The organism is Pseudomonas sp. MWU13-2517 (assembly GCF_023242545.1).
Taxonomy (GTDB): domain Bacteria; phylum Pseudomonadota; class Gammaproteobacteria; order Pseudomonadales; family Pseudomonadaceae; genus Aquipseudomonas.
Window position 1 is genome coordinate 290416 of the sequence record NZ_JALMFA010000007.1, and the last position, 23359, is coordinate 313774.

Annotated in this window: 25 protein-coding genes and 1 tRNA gene; 22 read left to right on the forward strand and 4 right to left on the reverse strand. The window is 58.3% G+C overall.

Annotated elements, in window-relative coordinates:
• Positions 1 to 2: 2 nt before the first annotated feature.
• Positions 3 to 2039 (reverse strand): ATP-binding protein, encoded by a 2037-nt coding sequence (locus tag M5B97_RS12805; RefSeq protein WP_134660119.1) that lies wholly within the window; start codon positions 2037 to 2039, stop codon positions 3 to 5.
• A gap of 46 nt (positions 2040 to 2085) precedes the next feature.
• The gene (locus M5B97_RS12810; protein ID WP_248731637.1) at positions 2086 to 3003 is read right to left on the reverse strand and encodes a putative 2-dehydropantoate 2-reductase; all 918 of its coding nucleotides are present in this window, start codon (positions 3001 to 3003) and stop codon (positions 2086 to 2088) included.
• Between the two features lie 123 nt (positions 3004 to 3126).
• Between M5B97_RS12810 and M5B97_RS12815 the strand changes: the two genes are divergently transcribed.
• Together M5B97_RS12815 and M5B97_RS12820 are read left to right on the forward strand one after the other, a co-directional pair.
• Positions 3127 to 3612: a YajQ family cyclic di-GMP-binding protein gene (locus M5B97_RS12815; RefSeq protein WP_003175814.1), complete on the forward strand. Its 486-nt coding sequence runs from the start codon at positions 3127 to 3129 to the stop codon at positions 3610 to 3612.
• A 136-nt stretch (positions 3613 to 3748) separates the two neighbouring features.
• Positions 3749 to 4591: a mechanosensitive ion channel family protein gene (locus M5B97_RS12820; protein ID WP_248731638.1), complete on the forward strand. Its 843-nt coding sequence runs from the start codon at positions 3749 to 3751 to the stop codon at positions 4589 to 4591.
• A 190-nt stretch (positions 4592 to 4781) separates the two neighbouring features.
• Here M5B97_RS12820 and M5B97_RS12825 read toward each other — a convergent pair whose 3' ends face one another.
• Positions 4782 to 6083, reverse strand: a complete 1302-nt coding sequence (locus tag M5B97_RS12825; protein ID WP_134660117.1) for an OprD family porin — start codon at positions 6081 to 6083, stop codon at positions 4782 to 4784.
• 744 nt (positions 6084 to 6827) lie between these two features.
• Here M5B97_RS12825 and M5B97_RS12830 point away from each other — a divergent pair.
• Positions 6828 to 7253, forward strand: coding sequence for an HIT domain-containing protein (locus M5B97_RS12830; RefSeq protein WP_134660116.1), 426 nt, complete (start codon positions 6828 to 6830; stop codon positions 7251 to 7253).
• Positions 7254 to 7256: 3 nt separating this feature from the next.
• Positions 7257 to 7463, forward strand: coding sequence for a SlyX family protein (locus M5B97_RS12835; RefSeq protein WP_248731639.1), 207 nt, complete (start codon positions 7257 to 7259; stop codon positions 7461 to 7463).
• Between the two features lie 74 nt (positions 7464 to 7537).
• On the opposite strand, the gene M5B97_RS27645 is transcribed toward M5B97_RS12835, so the two are convergent.
• The gene (locus tag M5B97_RS27645; RefSeq protein WP_003193875.1) at positions 7538 to 8140 is read right to left on the reverse strand and encodes a cold-shock protein; all 603 of its coding nucleotides are present in this window, start codon (positions 8138 to 8140) and stop codon (positions 7538 to 7540) included.
• A gap of 428 nt (positions 8141 to 8568) precedes the next feature.
• On the opposite strand from M5B97_RS27645, the gene M5B97_RS12845 reads away from it, so the two are divergent.
• From M5B97_RS12845 to nadA, 18 genes are all read left to right on the forward strand, one after another.
• Positions 8569 to 9042: a Dps family protein gene (locus tag M5B97_RS12845; protein WP_105695396.1), complete on the forward strand. Its 474-nt coding sequence runs from the start codon at positions 8569 to 8571 to the stop codon at positions 9040 to 9042.
• A gap of 181 nt (positions 9043 to 9223) precedes the next feature.
• Entirely contained in the window at positions 9224 to 9562 is a 339-nt protein-coding gene (locus M5B97_RS12850; protein ID WP_248731640.1) for a ribbon-helix-helix domain-containing protein, read from the forward strand.
• Positions 9563 to 9747: 185 nt separating this feature from the next.
• Positions 9748 to 9969, forward strand: a complete 222-nt coding sequence (locus tag M5B97_RS12855; RefSeq protein ID WP_123715710.1) for a zinc ribbon domain-containing protein — start codon at positions 9748 to 9750, stop codon at positions 9967 to 9969.
• A gap of 107 nt (positions 9970 to 10076) precedes the next feature.
• On the forward strand, positions 10077 to 11852 hold the full coding sequence (gene aspS, locus M5B97_RS12860; RefSeq protein WP_071489391.1) for an aspartate--tRNA ligase: 1776 nt from the start codon (positions 10077 to 10079) through the stop codon (positions 11850 to 11852).
• Between the two features lie 150 nt (positions 11853 to 12002).
• Positions 12003 to 12749, forward strand: a complete 747-nt coding sequence (locus M5B97_RS12865; protein WP_071489392.1) for a YebC/PmpR family DNA-binding transcriptional regulator — start codon at positions 12003 to 12005, stop codon at positions 12747 to 12749.
• Positions 12750 to 12905: 156 nt separating this feature from the next.
• Positions 12906 to 13430, forward strand: a complete 525-nt coding sequence (gene ruvC / locus M5B97_RS12870; RefSeq protein WP_016975450.1) for a crossover junction endodeoxyribonuclease RuvC — start codon at positions 12906 to 12908, stop codon at positions 13428 to 13430.
• 67 nt (positions 13431 to 13497) lie between these two features.
• Positions 13498 to 14109, forward strand: coding sequence for a Holliday junction branch migration protein RuvA (gene ruvA / locus M5B97_RS12875; RefSeq protein WP_003193868.1), 612 nt, complete (start codon positions 13498 to 13500; stop codon positions 14107 to 14109).
• Complete coding sequence (gene ruvB / locus M5B97_RS12880; protein WP_058423267.1) at positions 14110 to 15168, forward strand: Holliday junction branch migration DNA helicase RuvB; 1059 nt, start codon at positions 14110 to 14112, stop codon at positions 15166 to 15168.
• Positions 15169 to 15318: 150 nt separating this feature from the next.
• On the forward strand, positions 15319 to 15774 hold the full coding sequence (gene ybgC, locus M5B97_RS12885) for a tol-pal system-associated acyl-CoA thioesterase (RefSeq protein ID WP_123715708.1): 456 nt from the start codon (positions 15319 to 15321) through the stop codon (positions 15772 to 15774).
• A 1-nt stretch (position 15775) separates the two neighbouring features.
• Complete coding sequence (gene tolQ, locus M5B97_RS12890) at positions 15776 to 16471, forward strand: protein TolQ (RefSeq protein ID WP_003175799.1); 696 nt, start codon at positions 15776 to 15778, stop codon at positions 16469 to 16471.
• A 23-nt stretch (positions 16472 to 16494) separates the two neighbouring features.
• Positions 16495 to 16947 (forward strand): protein TolR, encoded by a 453-nt coding sequence (tolR, locus tag M5B97_RS12895; protein ID WP_161634127.1) that lies wholly within the window; start codon positions 16495 to 16497, stop codon positions 16945 to 16947.
• Complete coding sequence (gene tolA / locus M5B97_RS12900; protein ID WP_090368866.1) at positions 16947 to 18020, forward strand: cell envelope integrity protein TolA; 1074 nt, start codon at positions 16947 to 16949, stop codon at positions 18018 to 18020. Before tolR ends, tolA begins: the two co-directional genes overlap by 1 nt.
• A gap of 17 nt (positions 18021 to 18037) precedes the next feature.
• Positions 18038 to 19318 carry a Tol-Pal system beta propeller repeat protein TolB gene (gene tolB / locus M5B97_RS12905; protein WP_177421600.1) on the forward strand — a complete coding sequence of 427 codons (1281 nt, stop codon included), beginning with the start codon at positions 18038 to 18040 and terminating at the stop codon, positions 19316 to 19318.
• A 55-nt stretch (positions 19319 to 19373) separates the two neighbouring features.
• Complete coding sequence (pal, locus tag M5B97_RS12910; protein ID WP_003209827.1) at positions 19374 to 19874, forward strand: peptidoglycan-associated lipoprotein Pal; 501 nt, start codon at positions 19374 to 19376, stop codon at positions 19872 to 19874.
• 6 nt (positions 19875 to 19880) lie between these two features.
• Positions 19881 to 20717, forward strand: a complete 837-nt coding sequence (gene ybgF, locus M5B97_RS12915; protein WP_123715706.1) for a tol-pal system protein YbgF — start codon at positions 19881 to 19883, stop codon at positions 20715 to 20717.
• Positions 20718 to 20880: 163 nt separating this feature from the next.
• Positions 20881 to 21528 (forward strand): 7-carboxy-7-deazaguanine synthase QueE, encoded by a 648-nt coding sequence (queE, locus tag M5B97_RS12920; protein WP_123715705.1) that lies wholly within the window; start codon positions 20881 to 20883, stop codon positions 21526 to 21528.
• A gap of 211 nt (positions 21529 to 21739) precedes the next feature.
• Positions 21740 to 21815, forward strand: a tRNA-Lys gene (locus M5B97_RS12925).
• Between the two features lie 446 nt (positions 21816 to 22261).
• Entirely contained in the window at positions 22262 to 23320 is a 1059-nt protein-coding gene (nadA, locus tag M5B97_RS12930; protein WP_060754176.1) for a quinolinate synthase NadA, read from the forward strand.
• The last annotated feature ends 39 nt before the right edge of the window (positions 23321 to 23359 follow it).

Consider the following 23359-nt stretch of genomic DNA (forward strand, 5'->3'; position numbering starts at 1 on the left):
GGTCATTGCTCCAGTTGCGTGAGTTCGTAGGGTGGCATTTGGCTGCCCGCCAGGGGCAGGCGCAGGGTGAAGCAGGTACCTTGGCCGAGCGTGGAGTGCACCTCCATCTGGCCCTTGTGATTGTTGGTGATAATGAAATACGAGACCGACAGCCCGAGCCCGGTGCCTTGGCCAATTTCCTTGGTGGTGAAGAATGGCTCGAAAGTGCGTTTGCGCACGTTTTCGCTCATGCCGATGCCATTGTCTTCCACTTGGATTTCGGCCCACGGCGGGTTGAGGCGGGTGCGCAAGATAATGCGCCCCGGCTCGCTGTCGTCTTCACGCAGGTGAATGGCCTGGGCCGCGTTTTTCAGCAAATTGAGCAGCACCTGTTCCAGCTCGTTGGCGGTGCCCGGCACCGGGCCTAATAGTGGATCAAATTGGCGGATGATCGCCTGGCCCTTGAAGTCGAAGCCGATGGTCAGGTCGAAGTCGTTACCGGCGATTTCCACCGCCTGATCGATCAGCGCCGGTAAATCGCAGGGTGCCATCTGGCGATTGCTGCGGCGGCTGAAGCTGAGCATATGGGTGACAATTTTCGCTGCCCGCGCACCGGCTTGTTGGATGCCGTCGAGCAACTGCGGCACTTCGCGGCTTTGCAGGTAGCGGTTGACGGTATCCAGCTCGATACCCGCCTGTTCGGCGTGTTCCAGGTTCTTGGGCAGGTCGGGAGACAGGCGGCGGCGGATGTTCTGTACGTTGTGCAGGATGGCCCCCAGCGGGTTATTGATCTCGTGAGCCATGCCCGCTGCGAGCCCGCCGACCGAGAGCATTTTTTCCGACTGCACCATCATTTCCTCCAGCGACAGGCGCTGGGTGATGTCGTCGATCCGGATCACCACGCCGCGCCCCGCACCGCCCATCAACGGGTAAAACGTCAGGGCGTAGTGTTTTGGCTCGTCATCCTTGACCCAGGTAACGCGCTCGATGCGTTCCACGGTGTGCTGCTCGACTGCGGCCTTGAGTTGCGTCAGGTAGGGTTTGAGCGGTTGGAAGGCCAGGAAGATCGGTTGATTCAATGCCTCATCCAGGCGCGTACCGGAAAGTGCGCTTGCCTCCTGGTTCCACTGGGTGACGTAGAGCTGTTCGTCCAGGGCGATCAACGCCGATGGCATCGAGTCGATGATGCTGTTCAGGTAGTTTTGGAAACCAGTGAGTTTTTTCTCGATCTTGCTGCGAACTTGCACTTCCAGTTCGAGTTTGCGGTTGGTGTGGCGGGTTTCTTCGGCCAGGCCCTGGGCTTGGTCGTAAGCGGCTTGGGAGTCGTCGCGGGCGCGTTTGAGCTGCTGCTCGCGGGCTTCGATGCGTGACAGCATGGTGTTGAAGGCTTCGGCCAGGCTGCCGATCTCATCATGGTTGCCGCGCTCGGCGCGCAAGGAATAGTTCTCTTCGCGAGTCACCTGGCGCGACAGTTCTTCCAGTTCGTGGATCGGGCGAGTGATCAGGCGTTTGATCTGTCGGGCAATCACCAGCCACAGCAGCACGCTGAAAATCAGGATGCCCAGGCTTGCCGTCAGCGTGCCGGTATAAAACGCCATCGGCAGTTCACTGCTGGCCACCAGCAGCAGATGCCCGGACGGCTGGCCGGCGCGGGGCAGGGTGATGACCTGGTTGCTACGAAACTCGGTGACGCGCCAGGCCTCGATATGCCGGTAATTATCCGGCAGGTGCAGGCGATTGTTGTGCTGCATCTGGGCCAGGCGGATGCCTTCGCCGTCATACAGCGCGGCGGCGCGCAGCGGTGAATAGCTGGTCAGCTCATTGAGCAGGGCTTCGGCCTTGGCGGGCGATTCGAGGGCTTCAGCGGCAAGTGACGGGTTGGAGACCAACCGCCCGATGGCCTGCAGAGCCTGGGGCGCCATGCTTTCCTGGGAGATCCAGTAGGCGGCGCTGATGAACGTCAGGTTGGCCACCAACAATACTGTGGTCAACAATACCAAGAGGGCGGCCAGCAGTTTCTGCCCTACCGGTAGGTTTTCAAGACGCTGGCGCAGTGGCATCAGGTTTTTTCCAGGTGATAGACAGGTAGGCAGGGTAGCGCGTGCCTCAGTCGCTGGCCAATCCATGTGCACGCAAGTGCTCGACCAGGCGCGCCTGCACTTGTAGCAAGTGCGGCAGGGTCAATTGGTGGCGGGCAGCCGCTTCGCAGGCGTAGCCCAACAGGTAGCTGATTTCGGTACGGCGACCGTTGTTTACGTCCTGATACATGGAGGAATAGTTGGCGGCGGTGGCTTGGATCACCCGTTCCACTTCGCTGTGCAACTGCTCGGCAGCGGCCGGTTGACCGCACCATTCGAGCAACTCGGTCAGCTCGGCGCATAAGGTCGCAACTTCACATTGGTGGTCCTGCAGGCCGCCGTTGCGGCATTGGTACAGCACGGTCAATGGGTTGATCGCGCAGTTGAGGGCCAGCTTGCGCCACAGGCGCGTAAGAATCTCGGTGCTCCATGCGTGGGGGATACCGGCGGCATGCAGATCATCCAGCCACAGTGGCGGCGTGGGATGACCGACGTCTCCCAGCCAGGTGTAGCCGTGGCCGGCAAATACCACACGCCAGTCACCGTCGCGGAAAGCGCCCTCGGTGCTGGAGGCAAAGATGCAGCGGGCCTGAGGCAGTTGGGCGGCTACGGCGTCCTGGCTGCCGAGCCCGTTTTGCAGCAGGATCAGTTCGGCATCCGGTACCAGGCGAGCGTGCAACTGTGCAACGGCGCTTTGCGCGTCGTAGGCTTTGCACGCTACCAGCAGACGATGAATCGGTTCCGGGCAGTCGGGCGTTTCCCCAATCACCGGGTAGGTGTGTTCTACGCCCTGTTCCACCAGGGTCAGTCCCTTGGCTGCCTGATAACTGGCCAGGCGCGCTTCATCGCGCAGAATCAACCGCACGGGCACGCCGGCGCGCGCCAGGCGAGTGGCCCAGAGTGTGCCCAGGCTGCCCGCGCCGAGAATATGCCAGGTGGTCGACATCAGTTTGTGCTCCGAAGGGTCGCCCGCAGCGAACGGGACAAAAGAACCGCTATAATGCCTCGGCATTTTAGCTTGGGCGCGCTCCATCTCTACTGAGCCCGCCCCTTATATTGGAGAAATGACATGCCTTCGTTCGACGTGGTATCCGAACTGGACAAACACGAAGTGACCAACGCCGTCGAGAACGCCGTCAAGGAGCTGGACCGTCGCTATGACTTGAAAGGCAAGGGCAGCTTCGAATTCAAGGAAAAAGAGCTGACCGTCAACCTGACCGCTGAAGCCGATTTCCAGCTGGAAGCGATGATCGAGATCCTCAAGTTGTCCTTGGTCAAGCGCAAGATCGACGCGCAATGTCTTGAAATCAAGGACGCTTACGCTTCGGGCAAGCTGATGAAGCAGGAAGCGGTCCTCAAGGAAGGCATCGATAAAGAGCTGGCCAAGAAAATCGTCGCCCACATCAAGGATGCCAAGCTGAAGGTCCAGGCCGCCATCCAGGGCGAACAGGTCCGCGTCACCGGCAAGAAGCGTGACGACCTGCAGGAGGCCATCGCGGCCTTGCGCGCCAAGACGTTCGACATGCCGCTGCAATTCAATAACTTCCGCGACTGATGGCACTTTGCGGAACCTGTGGGCGTTTTTGACGTCCCACGCCCCAGCACCTGCGTCGACGATTGAGCCCTACGGGGCTCAATTGTATTTATGGCCACTTAAATACGCCGAGCACCCGGTAAACAGGAGAATGTAGATGGATTTGAATGCTGAAATGGATCACCTGATCAAGACCTCGGAGTCTTGGATCCCGATGATCATGGAATACGGCAGCCGGTTTTTGCTGGCAGTGATCACGCTGGCCATCGGTTGGTGGCTGATCAACGTGTTGACTCACCGCGTGGGGCGCTTGCTGGCACTGCGCAATGCTGACCTGGCGCTGCAACACTTCATTACCAGCCTGGCGAACATCGCGCTCAAAGTCATGCTGGTGGTCAACGTGGCCTCGATGATCGGTGTGGCGACCACCTCGTTCGTGGCTGCGATCGGTGCCGCGACCTTGGCCATTGGCTTGGCATTGCAAGGCAGCCTGGCGAACTTTGCCGGCGGCGTACTGATTCTGCTGTTCCGCCCGTTTCGCATTGGTGACTGGATCGAAGCCCAGGGCACTTCGGGTACTGTCGACAGCATCCAGATCTTCCACACCGTGTTGCGCACCGGCGACAACAAGACCGTGATCATCCCGAACGGCAGCTTGTCCAACGGCCTCATCACCAACACCAATCGTCAGCCGACCCGCAAGGTGGTGTTCGACGTAGGTGTCGATTACGAAGCCGACCTGCAGAAAGCCCGTGAAGTGTTGCTGGAACTGGCGAAAGACCCACGCGTGTTGGCAGACCCGGCCGCGGTCGCAGTGGTTTCGACCCTGGGCGACAGTTCGATCACCGTTTCTCTGCGTTGCTGGACCAAGACGGCGGATTATTGGGATGTGACTTTCATGCTCAATGAACTGGCGCGTGATCGTTTAAAAGCAGCGGGTATTGATATTCCGTTTCCGCAGCGGGTAATTCGCGTGATGCAGGAAAGTGCTGCGAAGTAACTAAGAGTGAGGCTGTCGAACTTGGCTGATTGGTCAGGTTCGGCGCACAGCTTTAATCTCGTTAGTTAGCTTGCTAGTTATTTTTCGATTGAAATAAAACTGCAATAAAAAAGCCGCTCTCCTGTGAACAGGGGAGCGGCTTTTTAGTTAAGGCGGATGCCTTAGGTCATCGTTGTAATCAAACAGCTAATTACAAGATGTTCAGCGGGTATTGCGCGATCAGACGCAGTTCGTCGATGGACGCCGAACCGTAGTACACGCCGTCAGACGAACGATAGGTCGCTTGACGGACGCGCAGGCTCAGGTCTTTGGCCGGGCCGCTCTGGATCACGTATTTGGCTTCGATGTCGCGTTCCCACTCTTTACCGTTCGAAGTGGTGCCGGTGTTGGCGCCGCTACCGCTGACGTAACGAGTCATGAAGCTCAGGCCTGGGACGCCGAAAGTAGCCATGTTCAGGTCATAGCGAGCCTGCCAGGATTTCTCGTCTTCAGCGTTGAAGTCGGAACGGGCGACGGAGTTGGCCAGGAAAATCGTGCCGCCACCGTCTACGCCGTAGCCGTAGTCACCGTCACCGCTGACCTTCTGGTAGGCCAAGGTGAATGTGTGAGCCTGGTAGGTGTACGCGCCTTGCAAGCTATAGGCACGGTTATCCAGCTTGGTGGTGTTGTCTTTTTCAGCGCGTTGCAGGCCGGCGCCGTCGCTTTTGGTGCTGTAGATGTTGAAGTCAACGGCCACCGACTGATCTTTGTCGAGCGCGTGGGTCCAGTTCACGTTGGCGTAGAGCTTCTTCCAGTAGTCTTCCACTTTCGAGTAGTAGAGGCTGGTGGTGAACTCAGGAGTCCAGGCGTAAACGCCGCCGATGAAGTTGGCGTCTCTCAGCCCCGTGCCTGTGCCCGGCTCCGAACTGGAGATACTGTCCTTAGAGGTGTGATCCTGGGCAACGATCGATGTGAAGTGACCGGCTTCCAGTTTCAGATCCTTGATCTCGTTACTGGTGATCGAGATGCCTTGCGGCAGCTCTGGGAGCAGGCGGCTGTCGTCGGAGGCGAATACCGGCGCGGTGGTGTATTGGTCGCCCACTTTCAGGACCGTATTGGAAATACGGAACTTGACGGCAGCGCCACCTTTGGAATAGTCATCCTGCGCACGGCCATCGGAGCCGTTAGGGAACAGGCCGGTGCCGGCGCGACCCTTGCCGCTGTCGAGTTTGAGGCCCAGCAAGCCGATCGCATCGAAACCGACCCCGATGGTGCCTTGGGTGTAGCCCGAGCTGAACAGACCGTGGAAGCCAAGACCGGTTTCTTCGCGACGGCTTTGAGTGCCTGGCGCGTTGTTACGGAAGTCACGGCTGAAGTACAGGGTACGAGTCAGAATGCTGGCTGTACTGTCCTCGATAAAGCCCTTGGAATCGTCCTGGGCGGACGCCATTGCGAACTGCGAGGTGCCTGCTGAAACAGCCAGGGCGATCATGCTCCACTTCATCACGCGCATCGTGATTTGCTCCTTTGGTTTTAGGAAGAGTACTGCCGTCCCACCTGTATTTTTATCTGGGCGGCTCTTTCTTTTTTGTGTCGGCGCAAAGTTATATCACGCAGACTCTAATGACGATACTTACCCATCTATCCTTTCAGCTTCTTTACGAGGCTGTCGTAAATCGCTAGCTCCATGTCGCAAATTCACAGCCCAACTGTAACCGGGCTGACAACTTCAATACGCTTTCAAACCACCTTTCCAAGTTTGAACTCATCCCTGATATGCATTGAAACGCTGCTGTTTTTTATCGCGAAACACCGGCTTCCAAGTGGGTGTCGTTGCCGACGATAGGGGTGTGAATGCAACAAGCGTGCACAAAGGCGTAACCGAATGTGATTTTTTCGTGAAAAACATTCCGACACTGTAAAAACCGCATAAGCACGGGCTTTTTACGCCGTTTGGTTTGGGCTTGACGCATGGGCCATTTACCCCTCCGGTGGTGCATAAATCCTGCGCCAGGGCAAAACGTTACCGGTTCACACTCTCCGGTGGGTAATCGGCGGATCCCTTTGAAGCACAAGTGGGTCATTTTGGTGCATCTGTTTGAGGCCAACATTAGCGTAGCTCAACTATTCACCTGCATCGAAACAGGGCATGGAATTTTGTCGGGTTGACTCAAGGCCGTGCGCATTCGCCGTGAAGCCGGGTGCAATCGAAGGTATGCTGGAGGCCTGAAATCGACCTGCTGAACGGAGTACCCACGTGTTCGCCTTAGATCAACGCCTGCAACAAGACACGAAGGTCATGGGAGATTTCCCGCTTTGCCGCCTGCTGCTGTCCAATGACGCCAATTACCCATGGTTCATTCTTGTGCCGCGTATCAACGGTATCAGCGAAGTGTTTCAACTGGATGTGGCCGATCAGCAAACACTGTGGCAGGAAACGACAGCGTTGGCGCAATTGCTCAATGACGGGCTGGTGGCCGATAAGATGAACATTGGCGCACTGGGCAACGTGGTCAGCCAGCTGCATGTGCATGTGATTGTGCGTAAGCGCGATGACGCCGCCTGGCCTGCACCGGTCTGGGGCAAGCATCCGGCGGTGCCTTATACCGAAGAGCAGGTGGTGGCTATCCGTAGTCAATTGCGCGAGCTACTGCCTGCCGACTTCACTTTTGCCCAGGATTGAACCATGGACCTGCAAGACCGCGTCACCGATCTGGAAAGCCGCCTGGCGTTCCACGACGACACCATCGAGACCCTCAATGACATTCTGGTCACCCAGCAACGGGCCGTTGAGCGCCTGCAACTGCAGATGACTGCGCTGCTCAAGCGCCAGGAAGAAATGGGTGGCCAGTTCGAGACATCCGAAGAAGAAGCACCACCGCCGCACTATTAATAGATAGCCGCGAATAAAAAAAACGCGATCCAGCCAGGCTGGACCGCGGTTTTTTTTTGCTGCGGAGGCTGGGATCAGCGACGCGGCAGAGCAGCGATTACATCTTCGGCTTGCAGGCCTTTGTCACGGTTCATGACAGAGAACTCCACACGCTGGCCTTCGACCAGAACGCGATGGCCTTCGCCACGGATAGCCCGGAAGTGGACGAAAATATCGTCGCCCGAATCGCGGGAAATAAAGCCGAAGCCTTTGGACGTGTTGAACCACTTGACGGTACCGGTATCCCGGTTGGTCATGTCGTAGTTTTGCGACGCGGCTGCAGGGGACGAACGGTAGAAGCTGATGGCCAGGTGAAGAACGATAGCGACCACAGCAATCACCAGGCTGAGCAGGATGGCCGGGTGGCCGCCCACTTCAGGCATTGGTGCCAGGAGGGTGAGGGTTTGAACGACAACGGTCAGTACCAGCAGCGCGCTGACCAGATTTTGCAGTTGATGACGCGTGCCTTTGTTCCAGTAAGGGATTACCGGTGCCAGCGTCAGGTTGAGAAGGCCGAACAAGGCCAGGTACAGGGCGTCGTGTTGTTCCAGATAAGGCAGGCTTTCAGGCTGCAGGCTCGGGATAAACGACAGCAGCAAAGCTGCAACGCCCGTTAGCAGGTGGACGATTTTCAACATTTTGATTAACTCACGTTAAGACGGATCACGAAGGAAGAGCTGACTGGCACGGTTCGCTTCTGAACAATGGGAGGCGTTGAGCACGTACGCGGGTATCAGCCTATGGGGTGGGCCGCAGAAATAAACGGCCACCACACGCCACCTATTTAACAGCAAAGGCTGTGCCTACTCAAATCAAGCATTTCGGGGTGTTACAGCGGATTGGGCATTTCTGCGCCAAACGCTTGTCCTAGACAGGTGCGGGATTTTTGAGCGGCATTTTGAGGACTGTCCTACTCCCTGAAGGCTTGCCAACCGCTGGTCGGCAAACCGCAGAGGGGCGATTTGCCGCACTTCACTTTGGGCAGGGCGGCTGCACACCGCTGGCACTCTTGCTAGAGTGGTCCTGCACCTGATCAATGAATGCTCGTCAATTGAAGGGGAAAAACATGGCAATCGATATTGGTATCAGTGAAGAAGACCGTAAGTCCATCGTCGACGGACTTTCGCGGCTGCTGTCCGATACCTATGTGCTGTATCTGAAAACCCACAACTTCCATTGGAACGTCACAGGCCCCATGTTCCGTACGCTGCATTTGATGTTTGAAGAGCAGTACAACGAACTGGCGCTGGCGGTGGACTCCATTGCCGAGCGTATCCGTGCCCTTGGGTTTCCGGCGCCGGGTGCTTATTCGATCTATGCCCGTCTTTCTTCCATCAAGGAGGAAGAAGGAGTGCCAAGCGCCGAAGAGATGATCAAGCAACTGGTCGCCGGCCAGGAAGCGGTGACGCGCACTGCGCGTGGCATTTTCCCATTGCTCGACAAAGTCAGCGATGAGCCGACGGCGGACCTGCTGACCCAGCGCATGCAGGTCCACGAGAAAACCGCGTGGATGCTGCGCTCCCTGCTTGAAAACAAGTAAGGGGTGAGCCCGGGTAGCGCCTTCCTGGCGCTGCCCGCTTGTTTCCGTGCACTTCCTGGCGTTGTCCTACGACTATCGACTCCCTGTCTTCTGGCTGCTCCTCGCGTCCTGCTGTTTTATAGGCCCACTGTCCAATGGGAAGAGCCCATGGGCTGCTGTTTGGCAATGGAGTGTCAGGTGTATGTCACGTGGAATGGGTAAGGGAGTGATGGAGACCTGCGGTTTTCACAAGATAAAGGTCGACCCCTTCACTAAGGGGTTCGACATGGGGCTGGCCAAGCCGTTGTCCCGTTCGGTCAGGCTCAATGGGTTTTCCACCTGCCTGCGACTTGAACAGATCTATTGGAATATCCTCACGGAAATAGCCGGGATCAATGCGTGCTCGGTCAGTGCATTGTTGTCCTATGTCGATCGGGAAGTGCACTTGCGGCATGGCGGGGTGAAAAACTTCAGTGGGCTGGTCAGGGTGGTGTGCGTGGTTCACCTGTTAAAAGGCCGCGTTGCCCTCACGGCCGATTAGCCCGGCAGTAGTGGAGCCGGCCCACTGTAATGGCGGGCCGAGCTTCGGGCAGAAAGCCGGCTGCGCTGTCTCGATTTACCAGATATAATCCCGCGCTTTGCTGCGCATGCCGGGCTTTCTCCCCGCTCTCTGTCGAGTAATGAGCAGGCGTGGCGCAGTAATGATCTGATCGCCGAGACATCTCCATGCCCATGTACGACTATCAATGTGCCTCCTGTGGTCATCAGTTGGAAGCCATTCAAAAGATCAGTGAAGCAGCACTGGTCGACTGCCCTGCCTGCCAGGCGCCTGAGCTGAAGAAGATGTTGTCCATGCCGGGCTTTCGCCTGAGTGGCAGCGGCTGGTACGAAACCGACTTCAAGACCGGTTCGAAGAAGAACCTGGCGGGCGGCGACAAAGCAGACTGAGTTGAACTCTACGCGCAGGCTCCTGCATTATCCGTCCCCTGCTTTAATGTACGGTGACGAGGCGGGCCTCCACCGAATTTCGAATTACGAGAAGTGAAACCACTACCATGATGCGCAGCCACTATTGCGGCCAACTGAACGAGACCCTGGAAGGTCAGGAAATCACCCTTTGCGGATGGGTTCACCGTCGTCGCGACCACGGCGGGGTGATTTTCCTCGATATCCGTGATCGTGATGGTCTGGCCCAGGTGGTGTTCGACCCGGACCGCGCCGAGAGCTTCGCCGCCGCCGACCGTGTGCGCAGCGAATACGTCGTGAAGATCACCGGCAAGGTACGCCTGCGTCCGGCCGGTGCCGTGAACAAGAACATGGCGTCCGGCGGTATTGAAGTGCTGGGCTATGAGCTGGAAGTGTTGAACGAGTCGGAAACCCCGCCGTTCCCACTCAACGAATACTCCGACGTGGGCGAAGAAACCCGCCTGCGCTACCGCTTCCTGGACCTGCGTCGTCCGGAAATGGCCGAGAAGCTGCGCCTGCGTTCGCGCATGACCACCAGCATCCGCCGCTTCCTCGACGAGAACGGCTTCCTCGACGTCGAAACGCCGATTCTGACCCGCGCCACTCCGGAAGGCGCGCGTGACTACCTGGTGCCTAGCCGTACCCACGCGGGTTCGTTCTTCGCCCTGCCGCAATCGCCGCAGTTGTTCAAGCAGTTGCTGATGGTGGCCGGCTTCGACCGTTACTACCAGATCGCCAAGTGCTTCCGCGACGAAGACCTGCGCGCCGACCGCCAGCCTGAGTTCACCCAGATCGACATCGAGACCAGTTTCCTCGATGAAAAAGAGATCATGGGCCTGACCGAGCAAATGATCCGCAACCTGTTCAAGGAAGTGCTGGGCCTTGAATTCGGCGATTTCCCGCACATGACCTTCGAAGAAGCCATGCGCCGCTACGGTTCCGATAAGCCGGACCTGCGTAACCCGCTGGAACTGGTGGACGTTGCCGATCAGCTCAAGGAAGTTGATTTCAAGGTGTTCAGTGGCCCGGCCAACGATCCGAAATGCCGTATCGCCGCCCTGCGCGTGCCTGGCGGCGCGAGCATGCCGCGCAAGCAGATCGACGATTACACCAAGTTCGTCGGCATCTACGGTGCCAAGGGCCTGGCGTACATCAAGGTCAACGAGCGCGCCAACGGTGTTGACGGCCTGCAATCGCCGATCGTGAAAAACATTCCGCTGGACAATCTGAACGCGATCCTCGATCGCGTCGGTGCAGTCGATGGCGACATCGTGTTCTTCGGCGCCGACAAGGCCAAGATCGTCAGCGAAGCCTTGGGCGCACTGCGCATCAAGCTCGGCCATGACCTGAACCTGCTGACCTGTGAATGGGCTCCGATGTGGGTCGTTGACTTCCCGATGTTCGAAGAGAACGACGACGGCAGCTTCAGCGCCTTGCACCACCCGTTCACCGCGCCGAAGTGTTCGCCGGCCGAGCTGGAAGCCAACCCGGCGGGCGCTCTGTCGCGTGCCTACGACATGGTGCTCAACGGTACCGAGTTGGGTGGCGGTTCGATCCGTATCCACCGCAAAGAGATGCAGCAAGCGGTGTTCCGTCTGTTGGGCATCAACGAAGCGGAACAGGAAGAGAAGTTCGGCTTCCTGCTCGACGCACTGAAGTATGGCGCACCGCCCCACGGTGGTCTGGCGTTCGGTCTGGACCGTCTGGTGATGCTGATGACCGGCGCCCAGTCGATCCGTGAAGTGATTGCCTTCCCGAAAACCCAGAGTGCTGCGGACGTCATGACCCAGGCACCGGGTGTGGTGGATGCCAAGGCGCTGCGCGAGCTGCACATCCGCCTGCGCGAGACGCCGAAGGCTGAGTAAGGCCGCTGCGTGAAAACGCACTGAGGTTTACGCAGTCAAAAAAGGCGCATCTTCGGATGCGCCTTTGCGTTACAAGGGCTGCACTTTAAAAAGAAAAGTCCGCCCTGGGGCGGGGTTGATAAGGTTTCTACAGAATTTCGGAGTTGTGTTATGGCTGGCCATTCCAAGTGGGCGAACATCAAGCACCGCAAAGAGCGTCAGGATGCCAAGAAGGGCAAGATCTTCACCAAGTGGATTCGTGAACTGACCGTAGCGGCCCGCCAGGGCGGTGGTGACCCGGGCTCCAACCCGCGCCTGCGCCTGGCGCTGGACAAGGCCCTTGGCGCCAATATGAGCCGTGACATCATTGATCGCGCCGTAGCCCGTGGTGCCGGTGCCGCCGACACCGATGACATGGTCGAACTGAGCTACGAAGGCTACGGCCCGGGCGGTGTGGCGGTGATGGTCGAGTGCATGACCGACAACCGCAACCGCACCGCGGCTGCCGTGCGCCACGCATTCAGCAAGTGCGGCGGCAACCTCGGCACCGACGGCTCGGTGGCCTATCTGTTTGAGCGCAAGGGGCAGATCACCTTCGCGCCAGGAACAGATGAAGACGCACTGATGGAGGCTGCGATGGAGGCGGATGCCGACGATGTGGTGACCAACGAAGATGGCTCCATCGACGTGTTTACCTCGTTCGCCAGTTTCTACGCGGTGCGCAACGCCCTGGAAGCCGCCGGTTTCAAAGGCACCGACGCAGAAATCGTGATGCTGCCGACCACCAGCGCCGAACTGGACCTGGACGGCGCGCAGAAAGTGTTGAAGATGCTGGATATGCTTGAAGACCTGGATGATGTGCAGAACGTGTATTCCAACGCTGACATCCCGGAGTCAGTGGCCGAACAGCTAGGCTGAAGGGCGATGTGAATCACAATGTGGGAGGGGGCTTGCTCCCGATGACGGTATATCGGTCATTGATAAATCGACTGAACCACCGCTGTCGGGAGCAAGCCCCCTCTCACATTGGAAATTCGATGTATCAAAATTTGTTTTATTCAACCCGCAGGCGTTATGACTTTAATCCTAGGTATCGACCCCGGCTCGCGCATCACCGGTTTTGGCGTGGTCCAACAGACCCCGCGTGGCTGCGTGTATGTGGCCTCGGGCTGCATCCGCACCGGTGCGGGCGAACTGGCCGAGCGCCTGCAGATCGTTTATCGCGGTGTGCGCGAGGTCATTCAGACCTATGGCCCGGTCACCATGGGCATCGAGAAAGTGTTCATGGCAAAAAATGCCGACTCAGCGCTGAAGCTCGGCCAGGCCCGCGGCGCCGCGATTGTCGCCGGTGCGGAGGAGGGCATGGAGATCGCCGAATACACCGCGACCCAGGTCAAGCAGGCCGTGGTCGGCACCGGTGCGGCCAATAAGGAGCAAGTACAAATGATGGTCATGCACATGCTCAAGCTCACCTCCAAACCGCAAATCGACGCCTCCGACGCCCTGGCCATTGCCATTTGCCATGCGCACACCCGTTCCAGCCTGCTGCCCCATGGCCTCGGTACGGCACGCAGTCGTGGCGGGCGGCTGCGTCTCTGATAGCATCAGCGCAATCGTTATTTCCGGTCAGGCTTCGATCTGACCCCAAGCTTTAAGGATCTGAACCGTGATTGGACGCTTGCGCGGCACCCTGGCTGAGAAACAGCCGCCGCACCTGATTCTGGATGTCAATGGGCTGGGGTATGAGCTGGAAGTGCCCATGACCACCCTCTATCGCCTGCCGTCGGTCGGCGAGCCGATTACGCTGCACACGCACCTGGTGGTGCGCGAAGACGCGCAATTGCTCTATGGTTTCATCGGCAAGCGCGACCGCGACTTCTTCCGCGAGCTGATCCGTCTGAATGGCGTAGGCCCCAAACTTGCGTTGGCGTTGATGTCCAGCCTGGAAGTGGATGAGTTGGTGCGCGCGGTTTCGGCCCAGGACACCTCAGCCTTGACCAAGGTGCCGGGTGTCGGCAAGAAAACCGCAGAGCGCCTGCTGGTGGAGCTCAAGGATCGTTTCAAAGCCTGGGAGGTCGTACCCAGCATGTTCGCGCTGGTGCCTAACCAGCCGGATATGCCGGCGGCCCAGGTCGCCAGTGCAGAAAGCGATGCCGTCAACGCGCTGATTTCCCTGGGCTACAAGCCGCAGGAAGCAAGCAAGGCGGTGTCGGCCATCAAGGACAAGAACCTGAGCGCCGAAGACATGATCCGTCGAGCCCTGAAGGGAATGATTTAAGTGATTGAAGCTGATCGTCTGATCGCGGCCACCGGCCCGCGCGACCGTGAAGAAGTCCAGGACCGGGCCATTCGCCCCCTGAGCCTGGCCGAATACATCGGCCAGCCGACCGTGCGCGAGCAAATGGAGCTGTTCATCCAGGCTGCACGTGGGCGCAGTGAGTCCCTGGATCACACGCTGATCTTCGGTCCGCCGGGGCTGGGTAAAACCACGTTGGCCAATATCATTGCCCAGGAAATGGGCGTGTCGATCAAGTCGACCTCCGGGCCGGTGCTGGAGCGTCCGGGTGATCTGGCCGCCCTGCTGACCAATCTTGAGCCCCACGACGTGCTGTTTATCGACGAGATCCATCGGCTGTCGCCGATTGTCGAGGAAGTGCTGTACCCGGCCATGGAAGATTTTCAGCTGGATATCATGATCGGCGAAGGCCCTGCCGCGCGCTCGATCAAGCTCGACCTGCCGCCCTTTACCCTCGTGGGTGCGACCACACGTGCAGGCATGTTGACCAACCCGTTGCGAGACCGTTTCGGCATTGTTCAACGTCTGGAGTTCTACAGCACCGCCGACTTGGCGACCATTGTCAGTCGTTCGGCGAACATTCTCGGCTTGCCGCTGGATCCAGAGGGTGCGTTTGAAATCGCCCGCCGCGCCCGGGGCACGCCACGGATCGCCAACCGCTTGCTGCGTCGGGTACGCGACTTTGCCGAGGTGCGGGCCAAGGGGCATATCACCAAGGCCGTCGCGGATCTGGCGTTGAACCTGCTGGATGTGGATGAGCATGGCTTCGATCACCAGGATCGACGTCTGCTCCTGACCATGATCGAGAAGTTCGACGGTGGCCCGGTCGGTGTGGACAGCCTGGCGGCTGCGATCAGTGAAGAGCGCCACACCATCGAGGACGTACTCGAGCCGTACCTGATCCAACAGGGTTACATCATGCGTACGCCAAGAGGGCGAGTGGTGACGCGGCATGCCTATTTGCACTTCGGGCTTAACATTCCGTCACGATTGGGTGAAATGCCCGTGGTAGACGAATTCCTCGATGCAGTGGACGATTAAAAGGTTACGCCAGTCGATTTATCCGAAGTTTGTGCTGTCCTAGTGGCTGGTGTCGTCATTCAGTGGTTGGAAATATCTTCGGAATGAAGATCGAGAATGAAAAAAACAGTGACGGGCCGGATTGGCAACCTGAGGAGTAAGCACTAGAGTATGCGCGCGCAAAACGGGGATCAGTCGTTCGTACATCGCTGTCGCGTTTATTACGAGGACACCGATGCCGGCGGTATCGTGTATTACGTCAATTACCTCAAGTTCATGGAGCGGGCCCGAACCGAGCGGCTACGGGAGCTGGGCTTTGCCCAATCCGAGCTGGCAGGAGAGGACCTGTTATTTGTCGTGCATTCCAGCGAGGCGCGCTACCACGCGCCGGCGCGGTTGGACGACGAGTTGTTGGTAAGCGCTGAAGTAATCGAATTGAACCGTGTCAGCCTGCGTTTCAAGCAGCAGGTCAGGCGGGCAACGGATGCAACGCTGCTCTGTGAGGGGCAGTTCCTGGTGGCCTGTGTGCGCACCAATAGTTTGAAACCCCGGGCCATTCCCGAAGCTCTACGTTCGGCCTTTGCCGGCGTAAGCGGCGCGGGTAACCAATCAAAGCAGGAGATTTAGCGTGGAACCTACCGTCGTCGACCATTCCTCCATGTGGAGCCTGGTCAGCAATGCCAGTGTCGTGGTTCAACTGGTGATGCTGATCCTGGTAGCCGCATCGGTTACCTCTTGGGTCATGATTTTTCAGCGCAGCAATTTGCTGCGTGCTGGTCGACGTGCCCTGGAGAGCTTTGAAGAGCGCTTCTGGTCGGGTATCGACCTGTCCAAGCTGTACCGCCAGGCCGGCAGCAACCCGGACCCGGACTCGGGTGTGGAGCAGATCTTCCGCGCCGGTTTCAAGGAGTTCTCCCGTCTGCGCCAGCAGCCCGGCGTTGACCCTGAAGCCGTGATGGAAGGCGTAGCCCGTGCCATGCGCGTCGCTATCTCCCGCGAAGAAGAGAAGCTTGAGCAAAGCCTGCCGTTCCTCGCCACCGTAGGTTCGGTCAGTCCGTACATCGGTCTGTTCGGTACCGTGTGGGGGATCATGAACTCCTTCCGTGGCCTGGCCCAGGCGCAGCAAGCGACCCTGGCCACCGTGGCCCCGGGTATCGCCGAAGCCCTGGTCGCCACCGCGATCGGCCTGTTCGCTGCCATCCCCGCAGTAATTGCCTACAACCGTTTTGCCGCTCGCGGTGAAAACCTGATTGGCCGTTACTACACCTTCGCCGATGAGTTTCAGGCGATCCTGCACCGTAAAGTGCACACCAGCGAAGAATAAGCAGGTACCTCCCGATGGCTTTAATCACTCGAGCTCGAACCAAGCGCAAGCCGGTCGCCGAGATGAACGTAGTGCCTTACATCGACGTGATGCTGGTGCTGCTGGTGATCTTCATGGTGACCGCGCCGATGCTCAACCAGGGTGTGAAGGTTGACCTGCCCAAGGTTTCCAGCGAAGCCTTGCCTCAGGACAACAACACCCAGGTGCTGACCATTTCGATCAAGTCCGACAAGACCTACTACTGGAACCTTGGCAGCGAAGTCGATACCCAGAAGCAGCAGGACAAGGCGCTGACCTTGCCGGCGATGACCGATGCGGTGACCAAGATCATTCGCTCCGGCAACGAAGGCGGCAAGCACACCCAGGTCTTCATCCGCGGCGACAAGGCGGTCGACTACGGCTCCGTCATGGGCGCCATGGGCGGGCTGCAGAAGGCCGGCGTCGGTAACGTTGGCTTGATTACCGAGGCGCCCTGATGCAGCAACAGCGAGAGCCGTCCGCCTCGGAAAGCTACTTCTGGCCTAGCGTCTGGGCAATCGCCCTGCACGTCCTGGTGTTTGGCATGCTGTTCGTCAGCTTCGCCATGACCCCGGACTTGCCGCCAGCCAAGCCGATCGTGCAGGCGACCCTGTATCAGCTGAAATCGAAAAGTCAGGCCACCACCCAGACCAATCAGAAGATTGCGGGTGAAGCCCAGAAGTCGGCTGCGCGCCAGACTGAAGTCGAGCAGATGGAACAGAAGAAGGTCGAGCAGGAAGCGGTGAAGGCTGCTGCGGAACAAAAGAAAGAAGAGGCGGCTCAAAAGGCCGAGGAATCGAAAAAGGCTGACGAAGCCAAGAAAGCGGACGAGGCGAAAAAGGCTGATGAAGCCAAGAAAGCCGAGAAAGCTGCCGAAGCGAAAAAGGCCGAAGAGAAACAATTGGCTGATATAGCCAAGAAGAAATCTGAAGAAGAAGCCAAAAAGGCTGCCGAAGAAGAGGCCAAGAAAAAGGCCGCTGAAGAAGCCAAGAAAAAGATAGTCGAAGACGCGAAGAAGAAAGCCGCCGAAGACGCCAAGAAAAAAGCTGAAGCAGACGAGGCGAAGAAGAAAGTCGCCGACGAAGCGAAGAAGAAAGCTGCCGCCGACGCCCAGAAGAAAAAGGCCCAGGAAGCAGCACGTAAATCCGCCGAAGAGAAAAAGGCCCAGGCCTTGGCAGATTTGCTCTCCGACACGCCTCAGCGTCAGCAAGCCTTGGCCGATGAACGTGGTGACGACGTCGCGGGCAGTTTCGACGACCTGATTCGGGCGCGGGCAGCAGAAGGTTGGACGCGTCCACCTTCGGCACGTAAAGGTATGACAGTAGTGCTGCAGATCGGCATGTTGCCGGACGGTACGGTGACTTCGGTCAGCGTGGCCAAGTCCAGTGGTGACGGTTCGTTCGACAGTTCAGCGGTTGCCGCGGTCAAGAATATTGGCCGGTTGACCGAGATGCAGGGAATGAAACCAAGCGACTTCGCTCCCTATCGTTCATTCAAGATGACATTCACACCTGAGGATCTAGCCTTGTGAGAAACCTTCTTCGAGGAATGCTTGTCGTTATTTGCTGTATGGCAGGGATAGCGGCGGCGGATGAAAAGAACATCCTGGTCACCAGCGGTAGCGATCGGGCCACTCCGATCGCCGTTGTACCGTTTGGCTGGCAGGGCGGCAGCGTGTTGCCGGACGACATGGCCCAGATCGTCAGCGACGACCTGCGCAACTCCGGTTACTACGCGCCGATTCCGAAAGGCAACATGATCAGCCAGCCGACCCAGGCCAGCGAAGTCATCTTCCGTGACTGGAAGGCAGTGGGTGCGCAGTACTTGATGGTCGGCAGCATTGTGCCCGCCGGCGGTCGCCTGCAGATCCAGTACACGTTGTTCAACGTGGCCACCGAGCAGCAGGTCCTGACCGGCAGCGTATCGGGTACTGCCGAACAACTGCGCGACATGGCGCACTACATCTCCGACCAGTCGTTTGAAAAGCTCACCGGTATCAAAGGTGCTTTCTCGACGCGTCTGCTGTATGTAACCGCTGAACGTTTCTCCGTAGACAACACGCGCTACACCTTGCAGCGTTCGGACTACGACGGTGCCCGCGCCGTGACCCTGCTGCAATCCCGTGAGCCGATTCTGTCGCCACGTTTTGCGCCGGACGGCAAGCGTATTGCCTATGTGTCGTTTGAGCAGAAGCGTCCGCGTATCTTCGTCCAGCACATTGATACTGGCCGTCGTGAGCAGATCACCAACTTCGAAGGCCTCAACGGTGCACCCGCCTGGTCGCCGGATGGTTCGCGCCTGGCGTTCGTGCTGTCCAAGGACGGCAACCCGGATATCTACGTGATGAACATGGCTTCGCGCCAGATCAGTCGCGTGACTTCAGGCCCAGGCATCAACACCGAGCCGTTCTGGGGCAAGGATGGTTCGACCATCTACTTCACCTCCGACCGTGGCGGCAAGCCGCAGGTCTATAAGGCGAACGTGAATGGCGGTGGGGCAGAGCGCGTTACTTTTATTGGTAACTACAATGCCAACCCTAAGCTTTCGGCTGATGAAAAGACGTTGGTGATGATTCACCGTCAGGATGGTTTCACTAATTTCCGGGTTGCGGCCCAGGATTTGCAGCGCGGAACCGTAAAAATCCTTACAGATACCAACCTTGATGAGTCAGCCACTGTTGCGCCCAACGGCACCATGGTAATCTACGCCACCCGCCAGCAGGGCCGGGGAGTCTTGATGCTCGTGTCCATTAATGGACGTGTAAGGCTCCCGCTTCCTACCGCACAAGGCGAAGTCAGAGAACCATCCTGGTCCCCTTACCTGAACTGACGCGGCGCTACAAAAAGATTTGCTTAACACACTGGGGTTCATTAGGAGTTTCACGATGGAAATGCTGAAGTTTGGTAAGTTTGCTGCTCTGGCTCTGGCTCTGTCCGTAGCCGTTGGTTGCTCGTCTAAAGGCGGCGACAATGCCGGTGAAGGCGCAGCTGTTGATCCAAACGCTGGTTACGGCGCTAACACTGGTGCAGTTGACGGCTCCCTGAGCGAAGAAGCTGCTCTGCGCGCTATCACCACTTTCTACTTCGAATACGACAGTTCTGACCTGAAGCCAGAAGCCATGCGCGCTCTGGACGTTCACGCCAAGGACCTGAAAGCTAACGGCGCTCGCGTTGTTCTGGAAGGTAACACTGACGAACGTGGTACTCGTGAGTACAACATGGCACTGGGCGAGCGTCGTGCGAAAGCCGTTCAGCGCTACCTGGTACTGCAAGGTGTTGCTCCAGGCCAACTGGAACTGGTTTCCTACGGTAAAGAGCGTCCAGTTGCTACTGGCCACGACGAGCAGTCCTGGGCTCAAAACCGTCGCGTCGAACTGCGTAAGTAATTCGTCATGCGAACGTGCCGTCGTGCTCTAACTGTATTGGCTCTCAGCCTTGCGCCGCTTGCGGTGTGGGCTGCGGTTCCTGTGGAAGATAGCAACTCTGGCTATAACAATAGCGGGAGCAGTTATCCGCCAGCGGGTTATGGCACGAACGGCGCCTATGCTGGGGGAGCGGCTACGTCCGCCCCCTCGGCACAGGGCGAACTGTTCAACCAGCTGCAACGCATGCAGGATCAAATAGCGCAGCAACAAGGCGCCATTGAAGTACTGCAAAATCAAGTGAACCAGCTGAAGCAAGAAGGCCTGGAGCGTTACCAGGATCTTGATCGACGTATTGGAGCCGGCGTTACACCAGCCGCTACTCCTGATAATTCTTCTGCCGGTGGCGCGCCAAGCGCTGCCGCCGGTGGTGCAGCAGCAGGGGCCGCGGCCGCCAGCCAAGCCCCTGCTGCCAGCAGTGAACCGGGTGATCCGGCGAAGGAAAAGCTGTATTACGATGCTGCCTTCGACCTGATCAAAGCCAAGGATTTCGATAAGGCCAGCCAGGCCTTTACCGCATTCCTGCGTAAATACCCGAACAGCCAATACGCGGGCAATGCTCAGTATTGGTTGGGCGAGGTCAACCTGGCCAAGGGTGATTTACAGGCAGCAGGCCAGGCGTTTGCCAAGGTCAGCCAGCTGTACCCCAAGCACGCCAAGGTACCGGATTCACTGTACAAACTGGCTGACGTAGAACGCCGCCTGGGTCATGCCGACAAGGTCAAAGGCATTCTGCAGCAGGTGGTTGCCCAATATCCGGGCACTTCCGCCGCACAGCTGGCCCAGCGGGATCTGCAACGCTTGTAAGCAATGCAGCCGTTTAGAAGAAACCCGCGCCTGGCGCGGGTTTTTTCGTTAGAATCCACGCCCTTTTATGACACCCGCTTCCTGGGGTTGGCGCGTTGACGCGATCCCTTGAAGTGCCTGACGGAGGCGGACAGCCTGTTTAGCTGTTACGCCCGTGGCGACTATGCAAGACACATTACGCATCACCGAAGTTTTTTACTCTTTGCAGGGTGAAACGCGAACTGCCGGCCTGCCCACCGTTTTTGTACGGTTGACCGGCTGCCCTTTGCGTTGCCAATACTGCGACAGCGCCTACGCCTTCAGTGGCGGTACGGTGCGCACCCTCGACGACATCCTGGCCCAAGTTGCGGGTTACAAGCCGCGTTACGTCTGCGTGACGGGGGGCGAGCCCCTGGCCCAGCCCAATGCCATCCCTTTGCTCAAGCAGTTGTGCGATGCCGGTTACGAGGTCTCGCTGGAAACCAGTGGAGCCCTGGATATTTCCGCCGTCGACTCGCGCGTAAGCCGTGTGGTCGATCTCAAGACTCCAGGCTCCAAGGAAGCGCACCGCAACCTGTACGCGAACTTGGACCTGCTGACGCCCAACGATCAGGTCAAGTTCGTGATCTGCTCCCGTGAGGACTATGACTGGGCGACGTCCAAGCTGATTCAATACGGGTTGGAGCGCCGGGCAGGCGAGGTGCTGTTTTCCCCAAGCCACCATGATCTGAATGCCCGTGACCTGGCTGACTGGGTAGTGGCTGATAATCTGCCGGTGCGCCTGCAACTGCAGCTGCATAAATACCTGTGGAACGACGAGCCGGGGCGCTGACAGGGGATACGTTCTGCGTATCAAGCGGTGTGCGGCCATCCTGTTACGGCCTGACGAGCCGGCCGGGCCTGGGGAATGTGACGCCTGCCGACCACGTTCAGAGGGCTTCAAACCGGCCGGTATTACGGCCCCAACACATTATTTCTGATTTATTTTAAATAAGGTGTTGAATAGTCCTTAAAAATCAGTATTATACGCGCCACCACACAGCGGGTCGTTAGCTCAGTTGGTAGAGCAGTTGGCTTTTAACCAATTGGTCGTAGGTTCGAATCCCACACGACCCACCATATTTGGCGGTTTAGAAAATCCGGAAGGCCCACGAAAGTGAGGATTTCCGGGTTTTTTTTTGCCTTGTGAAAAAGCGCCGCCTGCAATGGTTGGCGCGCAGGGGCTTAGCCAAACTGCCCAGCATCGCGGTGTGCTGTGGTTGGATTGAAGGTTAATAAGGACGGCTTGGTGCTGAGCATGCGGCCCAGGCCAGCAAAAAATCCCAGGAAATCCTCGCCCGTTTGCAAGACTCGATTCTGCTGCAGGACGACCCCGCCGTCATTGCTCGACAGGCACGTCTTTAAGAACGCCAGATTAGGCTTTTGAATCCATTCGATATTCTGTAGCCTTGCGCAGCTTCACCGTGCTTGATGAATACAATCACTTCGTCCGGCGGCGCCCGAAAGGCTCCAGAGCCGGTGGTACACTCGACTTTCGCGCAACTGCGCCTGCAGGTCTTGCGAACATGACGCAAATTTCCGAACGCCTACTGGTTCAAGCCCACCTCGACGCCAAGCAGCCCAAGGCCCTTAGCGCCGACGAAGAGGCGAGCCTGCGAACCGCCATCGCCGCCGAGCTTAAAGCTCAAGACGCGGTGCTGGTCGCCCACTTCTATTGTGACCCGGTGATTCAGGCCCTGGCCGAAGAAACCGGTGGCTGCGTTTCCGACTCCCTGGAAATGGCCCGCTTCGGTGCCGCTCACCCGGCCAAGACCGTACTGGTCGCCGGTGTGCGTTTCATGGGCGAGACCGCGAAAATCCTCACCCCTGAAAAACGCATCCTCATGCCGACCCTGGAAGCCACGTGCTCCCTGGACCTGGGTTGCCCGGTGGATGAGTTTTCAGCGTTCTGCGATCAGCATCCCGAGCGCACGGTGGTGGTGTATGCCAACACTTCGGCGGCGGTCAAAGCCCGAGCGGATTGGGTCGTTACATCAAGCTGCGCGTTGGAGATCGTCGAGAGCCTGATGGACAACGGCGAGACCATTATCTGGGGGCCGGACAAGCACCTGGGCACCTACATTCAGCGCCAGACCGGTGCCGATATGCTGCTGTGGGACGGGGCCTGCATCGTTCACGAGGAGTTCAAGTCCAAGCAACTGGAGGACATGAAGGCGCTGTACCCAGATGCCGCGATCCTGGTGCACCCGGAGTCGCCGACGTCGGTGATCGAACTGGCCGACGCTGTCGGTTCCACCAGCCAACTGATTGCCGCTGCCCAGCGTTTGCCGAACAAGACCTTTATCGTCGCCACCGACCGCGGCATCTTCTACAAGATGCAGCAGCTGTGTCCGGATAAGGTCTTTGTCGAGGCGCCTACCGCCGGCAACGGCGCCGCGTGCCGTAGTTGCGCACACTGCCCGTGGATGGCGATGAACACGCTGGAGCGCACGCTGCAATGCCTGCGTGAGGGAAGCAACGAGATCTTTGTCGAACCCTCGGTGATCCCGCAGGCCGTGCGCCCGCTCAAGCGCATGCTGGATTTCACCCAGGCCGCACGCCTCAAGCTTGCCGGAAACGCCTGACCCGGGGTAAACGCTCCAACATTTGGATAGCGGCGTATT